Origin of the sequence: Rhodococcus sp. JS3073 (genome assembly GCF_026810085.1) — a bacterium.
GTDB lineage: Bacteria > Actinomycetota > Actinomycetes > Mycobacteriales > Mycobacteriaceae > Rhodococcus_F > Rhodococcus_F wratislaviensis.
In genome coordinates, this window is the sequence record NZ_CP113952.1 from 274,139 (window position 1) to 287,474 (window position 13,336).

Consider the following 13,336-nt stretch of genomic DNA (forward strand, 5'->3'; position numbering starts at 1 on the left):
CAGCCTACAAGCGCACCCGGGTCAGCGGAACAGGTACCCGTTACCGAAATACTCACATATGGGGCCGGTGAGAACATCCGCGACACCGCCTCGGGGGACGTGTCATCTGCCCAGTTCAGGAACCGTTTTTGGAAGGCGTCGTCCTGTTGTGGGGTGTGGTGGGTTGTGGTGTGACGTGGGCGGATTCGACCCACAGCCAGAGGTCGAGGTGCCCGCGTCCGTTGGCGGAGCGGACCGGCACACAGACTTGCGCGAGCCAGCGGCCGTCCGCCGCGACGCGGAGCCAGGAATGCAAGGTCCCGGGCATCTCCGCCTCCAGAAGAATCGCTCCAGCGCGGACCCGCAGCGGCAAGGCGTCGGCGCGGGTGAAACCCGACGGTCCGGGCAGGACGTGGGCCATGTCGACGACCACCGCCATGGGGACGTCGAGGCGGCGCAGGGCGGGGGCGCCGGGAAACGATTCGCTCCAATCCTCCAGGCCGGCGGGCCCGGTCATTGCGCGACCCGCAACTCCGGCGCCGCCACTGACAGGGTTGCCGATGATACGGGATATGTTGTGGTGCTGGTCCATTCGACGTGCCCGCCGCAGCCGGCGACGGTAATCCGGTGTCGGCGCGGCCGGTGGCCCCGCGTGACCGCCTCGACATCCAGGTCGAGGCCGGTCACCCGCCCCTGGCCGCCCGCAAGTCCGTGATAACCGGCCACCTCCGCCCGCAGCCGGACATCAACATGGGGCCAGCGCCCGTCGACGGCCAGGACCGCCCCGGCCCTCCGGGCCCTCGCGGTGACCGCCCGGACCCGGCTCGGTGGGATGCCCCGGCCACCGAGGCTCACGACGACCAGGTCGAGTCCGTCGACCAACACCGCGGCGATCGCGATCGGGTCGTCTCCCGGATCCGGGAGAAGGTGCACCGGCTCAGGTCGGCACCCATCTCGACGGCGGCAAGCAGGCCGAGGGTCAGTTCACCGACCACGGCCGCCCAGTGACCGGAACCGGTCACCGACGCCAGCAGGCTCGCGCGCAGCGACGCCGGACCGGTGACCTGTGCGACGGTGCCGCGCACCAGCCCCCGGTGCACGAGCAACTCCGCCAACGGACCCGCCACCGGGAGGGTCCGGATGCCCGCCGCTGCGGGCCGCTCCCCCACCGGAAGCGGGTCACCGCGGCCCACCCGGGGCGGCCCGGCCGAGCGCGCCGGGATCGCGTCCATCCGCCGGCGCAGCTGCTCGATGCGGTCGGCCCTCGGATCCACCGCCGCTCGAGCCTCCACCACACCTCCGATCACCAACACGTCGAACATATGTTCGCACACGAACACGGGTGCGCGCACTGCTCCCGGCGACGACCACCGCCGGGCCGTGCCGTATCCGCCGGCCCGGGCGGCCAACCAGGTGCTCCCCCAGGCCGGCTGCCCTACCCCGGTCGGCCCACCGGGCACATCACGGTCTCGAACTCGGCGGACCAGGGCCCTTCACGTGCAGGGATGACACGTCCCCCGGGCCCGCCGGGGGTTGCCGGAACGTTCACCGCTCACATCGGGCCTGCGGTACAACGGCCCCGTGAACCCCGCCGGTGCCGGCGCGACTGCGGCGGCCACCGCACGTCATGATCGACGGCGTCGTCGTCGACCGTGCAGAACGGCCACCGCGGAACTGCCGGAACCGCCTATCGATGTCTGTTGACCTACCTCAGGGCGTGCCTGTTCCGGTCTTGGATGATCTGGTCGGCCAGCCGGTACACCGCCACCTCGTCCGGGATCCCGCACCGGGTGGCACGCTCACGGGCCGCGATGAACGCCCGGACCTCCACGTCCCCGGATGCGCGGTCCCGGTACAGGAACGCCTGGCGGGCCTCCGCGAGGTCCTCGAGCACCCACCACTGGAAGCGGTCCAGACCGGCGGCGATCTCGTCGATCCGCGCCCGCTCAGACTGGCGGGTGCGCCAACGGTCGGCCAGCTCCGATCCCCCGAGCAGTACACCGAGAACCATCGCACAGACCGCGGTGATCATTCGGCGCCGTTTCGCGCGGCCGCGGACCTCGTCGGCTCACGGGTGACCGCGATCAGGGCGACGGTCGCCGCGATCGCGGCCACCAGAGTGATTACCAGGGGCAGCGAGAGCTCGGACGTGGTCACCGCCCCGACCGTCGTGGCCACGAAGGTGAGCACGGCGAGTACCCAGAGGGCGCGGGCCGCCGCTGCCTGATGTGCGAGCTGGGCGGCCGAGCCGCCGACGACCAGCAGGGCGCCGATCCAGAGGGTCCAAGTGGTCATGTCGGCGCGGGTCCTCCCAAAATTCGGCGGGTGTGAAGTCTCGCCACAAGGTGTCATGGCGCCGGCGGCCGAGCAGCACGGCGGGCCCTGGGCGGGTCGGTGATCGCGCCGCACTTCCCGGCTACGAGAACGCCGCCGCGGGATTCCATCGGACCGGGAGTGGTCACCGGCGCCGGTGCGGCCTCGCATCGCTCAGCTCATGGCCCTGCGGGCTGCGTTTGTTGCCGTCGGCCTCCAGGGTGTGTCGTACCTCGTCGTGACGCTGCGCGGCATGGGCGAGAGCGCGGTGTCGAGTTCGGCGATTGCCGATGCGGCGTGACTGCTGACGCAGAAGGCGGACATGCTGCTCGAACGCCTGGCGGACCGGGTGATGGCCGCTCCCACTCCGGGTTCGAGGGCCTGGTACGCGCACCGGAGCACCGCCGCGGACTCGGTGAAGGAGCGGGTGCTGGTACGGATCGCGATCGCGCATCAGGCGCATTTCGACCTCGCCGAGGACATTGCTCGCGCCCGTGCGGCCGGAGCCGAGCGGGCGGATCGGTGAAGCCACCAGCCTGCCCGCCCACCAGGCCCGCAGACGGTGGGACACCGCCCCGGTGGCGTCGCGTCGCCGCGAGAACGGTCAGTACGCCATCTGGTGATCCCTGATCACAGTGCGGGAGGCTACGGAAGACCTGCGGACTGCGATGTGACTGCTCGCCCCCTCAGCCTGCCTTCACGTCGGGGGTGCCGCGGCCTGGGGCCGGGACGGAGAGTTTCTGGTTGACCAGCAGATTCAGCGAGACGCCCTGCTCCTCGGCCTCGACCGCCAGAGTGCGGTGTACCCGGGGTGAGGTCCGCACGGTGAAGGTGCCGCTGTAGGAGCGGTCCGCGATCGGCACGGGCGGCTTCTCACCGGTGCTCGCCATGTCCTCGAGGACGTCGCGGACGACGGTGATGATGCCGTCGAGTGCCTCGTTCTGGGTTTCGGCGAGCCAGGACAGGGAGGGGAATTCGGCGACGGTGCCGACGAACTCGCTGTCCGGTTCCGACCAGCTCACCCGGTAGGTGTAATGCGATGCGTCAGCCATTGTCCGCCTCCTTCATGATCTTGTCGTAAGCGGCGAGGACCTGGTCGACCCGGTAGGGCTTGGCCTTGCCGCCTTTGCTTTTCTGGATGTTCACCCGGGGGTCGCCGGGCCACGGCGTCTTGAACACTGCGAGGTGCCGTGCTGGCGTGGATCCCCGAAGACGTCGCAGCAGAAGTTGAACAGCTCGGTGTAGGTCACGCTCTGCGGACTGGCGCGCATCCTCGCGAGGAGTTTTGCCTGCTTCGACATTACCAATATGGTATCACCAGTGATACCACTCTGGAGGCAGCGCTCGGGCCAACGTCGCTGACGAGTTCGATCGACCCACACGGCAGCGTTGAAAATTTCGGCGACCGCCGAGCCCACCGGCAATCGGATCAGGATGGCGGAATACCACCGACAGCCGCGTCCGCGCGGACCGCGCAGTAGAGCCAAATAGGCCGTCCGGCAAGTATTCCCCGATTGCCGGTAACGGAGATAATGTAAATCGACTACCCCGGAATGCAGCAGACGCCCCGAACGCTCGGCCCATCCCGCAGGTCGATAAGTTCATGCTTCGTCCGGCGTGTCGCCGCTGTCGATTACCGGGCGATGTCCGGTCCAGCGCCGTAATATTGTGCGCAGCCGCTGTTTCGAAGACCACGACCTACTGCCGATCGGGTTCTCCCGCGGGGTGGCGTCCGTTGCGAGGTTTAACAGGCGGGTCATCGAGTTGGACCTGAGCTACTGCTGCGCGCGCTATCACCGAAATCGCGACGCGTAGGAGACCACCGGGGCCACACCCACCCCGGACAGCGGAATACACGTCTTGTTTCCCACATCGGGTAGGGCGGCGAGGGCGAAAGCGAGAGCCTGCCGGGGAAGCCGACCGGGTCAGCTTCGGACCGCACTGACTGCAGCGGAGAGCAAGGCCGTTCGTTCGACTGAAGTGAGGGCACGTTTGGATCCGTTTTTGCCCGACCACACCAGAACAGCTGTGGCGTAGCCGATCTCTATGCCGTGTCGGCTGAGCATTCGTTCTTGGGTGGTAATGCTGTTGGTGCCGACGTTTGACGACGGTGGAAGTCTCTATGATGGGTCGATCTGCACGAGCACGCGTTGATCGTTTAGGTCGACTCTCTCCTCGACGTCCCCGCACTTCGCATCTTCGACGAAGTCCTCCCCTGTCACCGCACCCAGATCCAGACCAACAACATCACCGGCCAACGGCTGGCTACCGCAGCCGGGCTCGGTGTCGCGGCACTCCCCCTCCATATCGGCGACCCCAACCCGAGACTGGAGCGGATTCTGGCCGAAGATGTCACGTGTTACGGAAGTACTGACTGATCGTTCCACGAGACCTTCGACGCCTTGCGCGTGTTCGGACCACGATCGCCATGCTCCGGTCCATCGCTACCACGCACGGTGGGCTGATCACCGGGACCGGATAGCCCCAGCTCGGCGCCCGCGGAAGCTGTAGGAAACACAACGTTCACGACCTCGCGGGCTAGCCATCGAAGCTGCGCTCGCGCCAGACGACCAGGTCAGGGCCGAAACCCGACAGCGGTTCATCAAAATGTATGAAGGTCCCACCTCTGCGTTGTTCCGTTGGCGCATGGCGGGGACGGCCGCGGGCAAGCAGGGTGACTCCCATCACAAGCTCGATCCCGCCCGCCCCGCGAAGTGACGGGCGCGGGCACCTGATGAAGGGAATGCCATGGGTACGACTCCGAACGGGGCCCATCAGCTCAAACCCGGCCTTAAACAGCGGCACCTGACAATGCTCTCGCTCGGCGGGGTCATCGGTGCCGGCCTGTTCGTCGGGTCGAGTGCGATCATCAACCAGGCCGGCCCGCTCGCCTTTGTCACCTACGGCATCACGGGGCTGATCGTGCTGCTGGTGATGCGGATGCTCGGCGAAATGGCCGCAGCCAAACCATGTTCCGGTTCCTTTACCGACTACGCCCGAATGGCGTGGGGTGAGTGGGCAGGCTTTTCCACCGGGTGGCTGTATTGGTACTTCTGGGTCATCGTCGTCGGATTCGAGGCCGTCGTCGGCGGTCAGATGATCAACAAATGGATTCCGTCGCTGCCGGTGTGGGTGATCGCGGCTGCCCTCATGGTCATCATGACCGCGGTCAACCTGCTCTCGGTGGGCGCGTTCGGTGAGGCCGAGTACTGGTTCGCGAGCATCAAGGTGGTCGCTATCGTCGCTTTCATTGCGGTCGCCGCACTGTTCGTCTTCGGGCTCTGGCCCGGCGCGAGCATCGACTTCTCCAACCTCACCGACCATGGCGGGCTCCTCCCGAACGGGCTGGCCACCCTGTTCATCGGCGTGGTCGTGGTGATCTTCTCGATGACCGGTGTCGAGGTCGTCACCATCGCCGCCGCCGAGTCGGCGGAACCGGCCAAGTCGATCCGCAAGGCCGTCAACTCCGTCGTCTTCCGCATCCTCGCGTTCTTCGTCATCTCCACGTTCCTGATCGCGGTGATCGTGCCCTGGGATTCGGTGGTACCGGGCGAGTCCCCGTTCGTCGCCGCCCTGGACCGGATCGGAATCCCCGGCACCGCGGACCTGCTCAACCTCGTGATCCTGGTGGCGGTGCTGTCGGTCCTCAACTCCGGCCTCTACACCTCCTCCCGATTGCTGTTCGTCATGGGCGGACGCGGCGACGCACCGGCCTGGATGACCTCGACCAACAGGCGTGGCGTTCCGGTCAAGGGCATCCTGTCCTGCACCGTCATCGGCTACGGATGCGTGGTCCTTGCGGCAATCTTCCCGGACACGGTGTTCCTGTTCCTGATCAACGCCTCCGGTGCGGTGTTCCTGTTCGTGTACTTCATGATCTGCATCTCCGAGCTGCGCCTGCGTCGACGGTGGGAGAAGGAGAACCCCGGCTCCCTCGAGTTCCGGATGTGGCTCTACCCCGGCCTGCCGATCCTGGTGACGGTGGCCATCGTCGCGGTACTGGTCAGCATGGGTTTCCGGGAAGCCAATCGGATCGAGCTGATGCAGGGAATCGCGGTGTGGGTGGTACTGACGATCGTCTACTTCATCAAGAAGAAGACCCGCGCCTCCTCCCATGTGGCACCGGCCGCCGACGACAGCGGACCTGACGCGGTGGCCACGGAGAGCATCAACTCCTGAACTTCGAGGGAGCACCTGATGAACACCAGATGGGTTGGTCCGTGACGGACCAGCCCATCTCGTGTTCCGCTCAGTCGATCAACTCGTCGAGATCGAGTTTCGCTCGCTCGGCACCGGACAGGGCGAGCCAGAACATCGCCGAGCCTTCGGTGGAGGTCGGCTTCAAGCCGGTGAGTTGTTCGACGCGGCGCAGCCGGTAGACGAGGGTCTGCCGGTGGATCTTCAACTCGTCGGCGCTCTTCTGCCACGCGCCGTCGTTCCGGAGGAACACGCGCACCGAGGTCACCAGCTCGCCCTCGTTGCTCTTGTCATGGGCGATGAGCGGGCCGAGGGTGGTGCGGACCAACCTGCGGGTGTCTTCCATGCTGCGGGGCAGAAAACCGACGTCGTCGATGTCTTCGCCGTACACATTGACTGTCTGGTCCTGCTCATGAGCACGGGCCACAGCAAGCTGTGCCTGCCGGGCCGCCTCGGCGACACTCGAATTGGCGGTCAGAGTGCTGCTGACCCCGACCGCACAGTCCGGAGCGAGCTTGGCGCTGATCGCCGCCAGCAGGTCGAGATCGCGGGGCACCACCGCGATGAGTATCGCCGCGCGCGGCAGCAGCAGCGGTGCGTACTGCTGCAGACAGACCTGCAGGTGGATGGTCTCGTGATGGAGTGGGTCGGCGTTCGGGGTGCTCCAGCATGCGACGACCACCCCATTGGACATGCCGCGGTGGCGCAGTTCGGGCCACACAGCGGCGAAGGTGATGGTTTCGTCGAGAAGGCCGACGAGCAAGTCCGTCCCGGACGCACGAAGTCGGTCGCGTTGAGCGGCATCATGTTCGAGTTCGAGGGCAATCAGGCCCCCGAGGTGCTGCAGGAGCGGGCGGTCGTTGACGGGGACCCGGCCGGGACTGGCCGACAGCACGACTTCTCCTGCCCCCGGGATCGGAATTTCGACGCGGTCTGCCACGGGATTCGCGTGGCTGCTCCGCTGGCCGAGAGCCAGGCGTCCGCTGACAATGACCTCGCCGCCGGCACCGTGATCGCGGACCTCGAGAGCCCATCCGGTGGTCCCTTCGAGCGCGGAGATCCGGTCCCCGAAGGTGCCGCGTGCGTGTAGGGCCTGCCAGTACACGTCGTACAGGCGGGTGATGGTGGACAGGCGCTGTCGTTCGGATTCGACGGCACTTTCGATGACGGTGCGCGCGAGCGCGACGAATTGCAGGTCGAAACTTGCCGAGAGCACGGGGAATCCGCGGCTTTCGGCGACTTCGAGCAGTGCCGGCATGACATCCGGGGTGCCGGGGCCGCGGGCGATCACCAGGGCGCTGACCTGGCTGTCGATCAGGTGCGCCATCCACTCGGACTGCTCCGTGTCGCCGCCCGGCAGCCCGCCGCCGGTGGTCATGACGAGGTCACCGTGTTCGAACCACAACCACGGATCGGGCAGGTCACACGCGTGCGCCCAGGTGACCAGTCGCGCGCCGCCGCTCTCACCGGCGAGATATCGCAGGCCGAGCGACGGGATCGCGGCCAGCTGATCGACGGAGATCATCGGCCTTCACCTCCTCATACAAAAGTACAGCCGCCAGTTATATGTCTGTGAATCCGGAGTATGTCGGGGCTCACACGCTGACACGACACTGGACTTCGACGCACGAACGAACGAACGGCTGGAGGCTGTAAATGGTGGTCAGTAACGCCCGCGCGGAGCGCGGCGTGTCAGGTGCCGCAGACGGTACACCCCTGTGGCGCGAAGACCGAGAGCACGCATCCCGGCGGCCCGCGCTGCCCGGCAACATCACCGCCGACGTGGCGATCGTCGGTGCCGGGTTCACCGGACTGTGGGCGGCCTACTATCTGCTGCAGGCCGACCCGATGCTGAAAGTAGTTCTGCTCGAACGGGAATACGCCGGCTTCGGCGCCTCGGGACGCAACGGTGGGTGGGCGTCGTCGATCTTCCCGGTGTCGCTCGGCCGCGTCGAACAGCTGTACTCGCATCGCGCCGCTCTCGATCTGCAGGCGGCGATGAACGAAACGGTCAGCGAGATCGGCGACGTCGTCGCGGCCGAGAAGATCGACTGCGAATACTCCCGCGACGGATTCGTCTCCCTCGCCCGCAGCCAGGCGCAATGGGCGCGGGCGAAGGCGACCGTCGATGGCGCCGAGAAGTTCGGCACCCACGGGCAGTGGCAGTTGCTCGATGCCGACGCCGCGCGCGAGAAGGTCAACGCAGCCGGTGTGCTCGGCGGTATCTACACCGAGCACTGCGCCCTGCTGCACCCGGACAAGCTGGTGCGCGGTCTCGCCGGCTGGGTCGAGGAGCGCGGTGGGGTCATATATGAGGACACCGCGGTCGACGAGATCGGCAAGGGCATCGTCTGGACGCAGCACGGGTCGGTCACCGCATCCGTCGTCATCCGCGCCACCGAGGCCTTCACCCCCGAATTCCCCGAATACCGGCGCAATGTGGCGCCGCTGTACTCGCTCGTCGTCGCGACCGCCCCGCTGCCGGACGAGGTCCGTCGAGAACTCTGCCTCGACGGCCGAACCGCGTTCAACGACATGCGGAACCTGCGGATCTACGCCCACCCAACCAACGACGGCCGCCTCGTCTTCGGCGGGCGCGGGGCGCCGTACCACTTCCGGTCCAAGGTCCACCCGTCGTTCGACGTCGACGAGAAGATTCACGAGAAGATCATCGACACGATGCACGAGTTCTTCCCGACACTGAAGGACGTACCGATCACCCACCGGTGGGGCGGCCCACTCGGTGTCCCGCGCGACTGGTTCCCCTCGGTTGGCTACGACCAGAACAACAAGATGGCTTGGGCCGGACCGTATGTCGGCGATGGGGTCGCCACCAGCAACCTCGCCGGCCGCATCCTGCGCAACCTCATCCTCGACAAACGCGACGACCTGAACTCACTTCCTGTGGTCAACCACCACTCCCCCAAATGGGAAGTCGAACCCTTCCGATGGTTCGGGGTCAACGCCGGACTGCGCGCCGCCGCGACCGCGGACCTCGAAGAACGGGTCACCAACAAACCGTCCAAGGTGTCCGCGCTGCTGGAAAAGCTCACCGGCGCGCACTGAGATCCCCGTCGACCGATTCCTGGAGATATCGAACATGGCTTCACTGATCCACCTGCCCTCCACCGTCGTGAACGGTGAGCTGACCCCCGCCGGGCAACGGCCCGGCGCCGACAGCGGCGACCCGCAGCTGCGCACCCTACCCGTCGACGGCGGCACCGACGCCCAGATCGGAATCTGGGAATGTCGGCCCGGCGGCTGGCGTGTCGTCGACCGACCCAACACCGAAACCTGCTACATCCTCGAAGGCAAAGCCACACTCACCGACGACGAGACCGGAACCAAGGTCGAGATCTCGGCCGGCGACTTCGTGGTCCTGCCCCCGGGATGGTCCGGACGCTGGGACGTCACCGAAATCGTCCGCAAGGCATACACCATCTTCTGATGCCGATCGTGCCGCTTCCCCGACGAAACCACCAGCTACTTCTCATTCGACAGGACCCCACTTCATGACACACAACGACAGCACCCTTCGGGCGATCGCACACTGGTTCGACAACAAGCCGTTCATCGGTACGAGCGGCAACACCGCCCCGGTCACCAACCCGGCCACCGGTGCCGTGACCGGTCAGGTGGCCCTGGCCAGCGTCGAGGACGCCCGCGCCGTCATCGACGCCGCCGCGGCCGCGTTCCCCGCCTGGCGCGACACCTCCCTCGCCAAGCGCACCCAGGTGATCTTCAAGTTCCGGGAACTGCTCAACGCCCGCAAGGGCGAGTTGGCGGAGATCATCACCGCCGAGCACGGCAAGGTCGTCTCCGACGCACTCGGTGAGGTCTCCCGCGGCCAGGAAGTCGTCGAATTCGCCTGCGGCATGCCCCACCTGCTCAAGGGCGGCATGACCGAAAACGCCTCCACCAACATCGACGTCTCCTCCATCCGCCAACCCGTCGGCCCCGTCGGGATCATTTCCCCGTTCAACTTCCCCGCCATGGTCCCGATGTGGTTCTTCCCCATCGCCATCGCCGCCGGCAACACCGTCGTCCTCAAGCCCAGCGAGAAGGACCCGACCGCCGCGATCTGGATGGCCGAACTCTGGGCCGAAGCCGGACTGCCCGCCGGGGTGTTCAACGTCCTGCAGGGCGACAAGACCGCCGTCGACGAACTGCTCACCAACCCCGCCATCAAGGCCATCAGCTTCGTCGGCTCCACCCCCATCGCCCAGTACGTGTACGCCACCGGCACCGCCCACGGCAAACGCGTCCAGGCACTCGGCGGGGCCAAGAACCACGCCATCGTCCTGCCGGACGCCGACCTCGACCTCGCCGCCGATGCCATGGTCAACGCCGGCTTCGGCTCCGCCGGGGAACGCTGCATGGCCATCTCCGCGCTGGTCGCGGTCGGGGACATCGCCGACGAACTGGTCGCCAAGATCAAAGAGCGCACCGACACGTTGAAGATCGGCGACGGTACCCGGGACTCCGACATGGGTCCGTTGGTGACGAAGGTGCACCGCGACAAGGTCGCCTCCTACATCGACGCCGGCGAACAGGACGGGGCCACGATCGTGGTGGACGGGCGGACCGTGCAGGCGAATGGCGGTGCGGACGGGTTCTGGCTCGGACCGACCCTGATCGACCACGTCACCACCGACATGAGTGTGTACACCGACGAAATCTTCGGACCCGTCCTGTCCGTGATCCGGGTCGAGTCCTACGACGAGGCCCTGGAACTGGTGAACTCCAGCCAGTTCGGCAACGGCACCGCCATCTTCACCAACGACGGCGGCGCCGCCCGCCGGTTCCAGAACGAGGTCGAGGTCGGCATGGTCGGCATCAACGTCCCCATCCCCGTCCCCACCGCCTACTGCAGCTTCGGCGGCTGGAAGAACTCCCTGTTCGGCGACACCCACGCCCACGGCACCGAAGGCATCCACTTCTTCACCCGCGGCAAGGTCGTCACCACCCGCTGGCTCGACCCCAGCCACGGCGGCTCAACCTCGGATTCCCCCAGAACAACTAGCCCTCTTCCATGAGGCTTTCGTATACGGAAAGCCCACCAATCACCTGTGCGGGGTGCGGATCTCGGACCGCACCCCGCACAGGCCCCAAGCGCACGATCACCCACCACACCATCAAGGAGCACGTCATGCCTCTCGTTCACATCCACGTCATCGAGAACAGGCGTACACCTGAACAGCTTCGTCACCTCGCGGACGTAGTTCAGGACGTGATGCTCGAGCACTTCGCAGCACCGGACCGAGACCGCTACCAAATCATCTCCGAGCACAAGCCGGGGCAGATCATCGCCGAGGACACCGGGCTGGGGTTCGAGCGCACCGACGACATCATGGTCGTGCAGGTGGCCCAACAGGGCCGCAGCCAGGACCAGAAGAAGGCCATGTATCGAGCACTCGCTGATCGCTTGCACACCGAAACCGGTTTGGCGCCAACCGATGTGATCGTCTCGGTGCTCGCGAACACACGCGACGACTGGTCCTTCGGCAACGGTATCGCCCAGTTCGTGGAAGGACACCTCTGAGCGCCGGCCACAGCAGTTGCTGGGAGTGGCAGCCCCACCAGAACGGACATCGACATGATCGGCTACCAAACAGAGATCCTCACATTCGCCGCGACATGGACGCCCTACGACGGCGGCGACGAACACGTACTACCAACCTTCGGCATCAGTCTCGACGAGTACTACCGCCGGGTTCTGCACTTGCTGGACACCCCCGCGGCCCGGTCGATCGACCCATCCACGATACTGCGAATTCGACACCGGTGCATGCAGCGACTAGCGACCACGACTAGAAACGAGCCGAGAACCGGTAACGGACAATCCCGGAATACGCGATCTGCCGACTGATGCCCGCGAGAGCGACGTCTGGTGACCCACACCTTCGTGGAGGGCGATAGTTACCTCGAGTCCGACGCCGTCTTCGGGGTGAAAGAGGTGCTGATCGCCACCTACGACAAGAACAGTGACGGGGCCACAGCTTGTGGTGGACGGACATTCCGACACCGCCGAGGACGGTCCCGCACAACCACGCGCCGTAGAGGGCGCGATCTCGCGCATCGTGGTCGGCGGGGTCGATCGTCAGCTCACGCAGGGCGTCACGCAGAGCGGCGAGGCCCTCCAGTGCCATGAGGGTGAAGATTGGGCTCCCATCGCGCGCATATACCCCCTCGGCGGCATGTGCCATCGCCTTAGTGGGGACAGCGACCTGGGGAAGACCGGTCCGAGCCGCGATCGCCTTGCCGAGACCCGTGGTCGAACCGCCTCCCAGGGCGACGACACGATTGGCAGCCACCCGATGGACCGTTCGCAACGGCCGACCATGGTATTTGCCGCCGGCCGAGCTCGCAGAGTGGGCGCGAGTGATCTTCTCGACCGTCGACTCCACGCGCGGGTACCGCCTCGGCGCCGTCGACCCGGACACCGCCCGCGCGCAAATGCAGACACCCGCCCAGAATCAACCCCACACGGAGGATCGGCATGACCAAATACTTCACCGAGGATGAGTCCGTCGACACTATCAACGGTCGGATGGGCATCGACGCCGACGACCGGGCCGCCGTCGTGATGGAAAGCCTCGTCCGCCATCTGCACTCGGCTTCGCCATCGTGGGTCTGCTCGGCGCGCTGACTGCAGTACTCGTTCCGCGGCGCGAGTCGCGCATTGATCCGGTCCAGGGCGACGCGATGCCGGCCACCAGATTGGCGGATGCTCAGAATCACTCCCGGCGCTGAACGAATTTCTCCACAAAGGGTCACAGAACAGGAACGCGCAATGCCCAACATCGACCTACCCGGAGCAAGACTGCACTACCGCACCGTCGGAAGC

At 66.3% G+C, this 13,336-nt stretch carries 14 protein-coding genes and 5 pseudogenes; 10 read left to right on the plus strand and 9 right to left on the minus strand.

The annotated features are described in order from the left end of the window. Positions 1–115: 115 nt before the first annotated feature. From OYT95_RS39320 to OYT95_RS39340, 5 genes are all read right to left on the minus strand, one after another. Positions 116–496 (minus strand): hypothetical protein, encoded by a 381-nt coding sequence (locus OYT95_RS39320; protein ID WP_268792982.1) that lies wholly within the window; start codon positions 494–496, stop codon positions 116–118. Then, complete coding sequence (locus tag OYT95_RS39325; protein ID WP_268792983.1) at positions 493–864, minus strand: hypothetical protein; 372 nt, start codon at positions 862–864, stop codon at positions 493–495. Before OYT95_RS39325 ends, OYT95_RS39320 begins: the two co-directional genes overlap by 4 nt. Continuing rightward, positions 831–1,388: a hypothetical protein gene (locus OYT95_RS39330; protein WP_268792984.1), complete on the minus strand. Its 558-nt coding sequence runs from the start codon at positions 1,386–1,388 to the stop codon at positions 831–833. The genes OYT95_RS39325 and OYT95_RS39330 overlap by 34 nt, the downstream gene beginning before the upstream one ends. Before the next feature lie 296 nt (positions 1,389–1,684). Next, positions 1,685–2,011, minus strand: coding sequence for a hypothetical protein (locus tag OYT95_RS39335; RefSeq protein ID WP_268792985.1), 327 nt, complete (start codon positions 2,009–2,011; stop codon positions 1,685–1,687). Further along, positions 2,008–2,274 (minus strand): hypothetical protein, encoded by a 267-nt coding sequence (locus OYT95_RS39340; protein ID WP_268792986.1) that lies wholly within the window; start codon positions 2,272–2,274, stop codon positions 2,008–2,010. Before OYT95_RS39340 ends, OYT95_RS39335 begins: the two co-directional genes overlap by 4 nt. A gap of 340 nt (positions 2,275–2,614) precedes the next feature. Here OYT95_RS39340 and OYT95_RS39345 point away from each other — a divergent pair, with 340 nt between their 5' ends. Further along, positions 2,615–2,818 carry a hypothetical protein gene (locus OYT95_RS39345; protein WP_268792987.1) on the plus strand — a complete coding sequence of 68 codons (204 nt, stop codon included), beginning with the start codon at positions 2,615–2,617 and terminating at the stop codon, positions 2,816–2,818. Between the two features lie 160 nt (positions 2,819–2,978). Here OYT95_RS39345 and OYT95_RS39350 read toward each other — a convergent pair whose 3' ends face one another. Beyond that, positions 2,979–3,344: a type II toxin-antitoxin system HicB family antitoxin gene (locus OYT95_RS39350; RefSeq protein ID WP_268792988.1), complete on the minus strand. Its 366-nt coding sequence runs from the start codon at positions 3,342–3,344 to the stop codon at positions 2,979–2,981. Next, positions 3,337–3,563: pseudogene (locus tag OYT95_RS39355) on the minus strand (hypothetical protein). The gene OYT95_RS39350 and the pseudogene OYT95_RS39355 overlap by 8 nt, the downstream one beginning before the upstream one ends. Before the next feature lie 1,477 nt (positions 3,564–5,040). Here OYT95_RS39355 and OYT95_RS39360 point away from each other — a divergent pair. Continuing rightward, positions 5,041–6,471 carry an amino acid permease gene (locus tag OYT95_RS39360; RefSeq protein ID WP_268792989.1) on the plus strand — a complete coding sequence of 477 codons (1,431 nt, stop codon included), beginning with the start codon at positions 5,041–5,043 and terminating at the stop codon, positions 6,469–6,471. Between the two features lie 70 nt (positions 6,472–6,541). Here the strand turns inward: OYT95_RS39360 and OYT95_RS39365 are convergent, their stop codons facing one another. Next, the gene (locus tag OYT95_RS39365; RefSeq protein WP_268792990.1) at positions 6,542–8,014 is read right to left on the minus strand and encodes a PucR family transcriptional regulator; all 1,473 of its coding nucleotides are present in this window, start codon (positions 8,012–8,014) and stop codon (positions 6,542–6,544) included. Between the two features lie 131 nt (positions 8,015–8,145). Here OYT95_RS39365 and OYT95_RS39370 point away from each other — a divergent pair, with 131 nt between their 5' ends. The 6 genes and pseudogenes from OYT95_RS39370 to OYT95_RS39390 all read left to right on the plus strand — a co-directional run. Then, on the plus strand, positions 8,146–9,555 hold the full coding sequence (locus tag OYT95_RS39370) for an NAD(P)/FAD-dependent oxidoreductase (protein WP_268792991.1): 1,410 nt from the start codon (positions 8,146–8,148) through the stop codon (positions 9,553–9,555). A gap of 34 nt (positions 9,556–9,589) precedes the next feature. After that, positions 9,590–9,937 carry a cupin domain-containing protein gene (locus OYT95_RS39375; protein WP_268792992.1) on the plus strand — a complete coding sequence of 116 codons (348 nt, stop codon included), beginning with the start codon at positions 9,590–9,592 and terminating at the stop codon, positions 9,935–9,937. 64 nt (positions 9,938–10,001) lie between these two features. Beyond that, positions 10,002–11,512 (plus strand): annotated as a pseudogene (locus OYT95_RS39380) (CoA-acylating methylmalonate-semialdehyde dehydrogenase). Between the two features lie 126 nt (positions 11,513–11,638). Next, positions 11,639–12,031, plus strand: coding sequence for a tautomerase family protein (locus tag OYT95_RS39385; protein ID WP_268792994.1), 393 nt, complete (start codon positions 11,639–11,641; stop codon positions 12,029–12,031). A 54-nt stretch (positions 12,032–12,085) separates the two neighbouring features. Further along, a complete protein-coding gene (locus tag OYT95_RS44885) occupies positions 12,086–12,358 on the plus strand; it encodes a DUF3263 domain-containing protein (RefSeq protein WP_442972598.1) in 273 nt (90 codons plus the stop codon). 15 nt (positions 12,359–12,373) lie between these two features. Further along, positions 12,374–12,490, plus strand: a pseudogene (locus OYT95_RS39390) (6-chlorohydroxyquinol-1,2-dioxygenase); the annotation flags it as partial. Here OYT95_RS39390 and OYT95_RS39395 read toward each other — a convergent pair. After that, positions 12,486–12,797: pseudogene (locus tag OYT95_RS39395) on the minus strand (maleylacetate reductase); the annotation flags it as partial. The pseudogenes OYT95_RS39390 and OYT95_RS39395 sit on opposite strands and share 5 nt — an antisense overlap. Positions 12,798–12,816: 19 nt before the next feature. Here OYT95_RS39395 and OYT95_RS39400 point away from each other — a divergent pair. Both OYT95_RS39400 and OYT95_RS39405 read left to right on the plus strand, forming a co-directional pair. Then, a pseudogene (locus OYT95_RS39400) lies at positions 12,817–12,933 on the plus strand (N-formylglutamate amidohydrolase); the annotation flags it as partial. Between the two features lie 55 nt (positions 12,934–12,988). Continuing rightward, entirely contained in the window at positions 12,989–13,138 is a 150-nt protein-coding gene (locus OYT95_RS39405) for a hypothetical protein (RefSeq protein ID WP_268792995.1), read from the plus strand. The last annotated feature ends 198 nt before the right edge of the window (positions 13,139–13,336 follow it).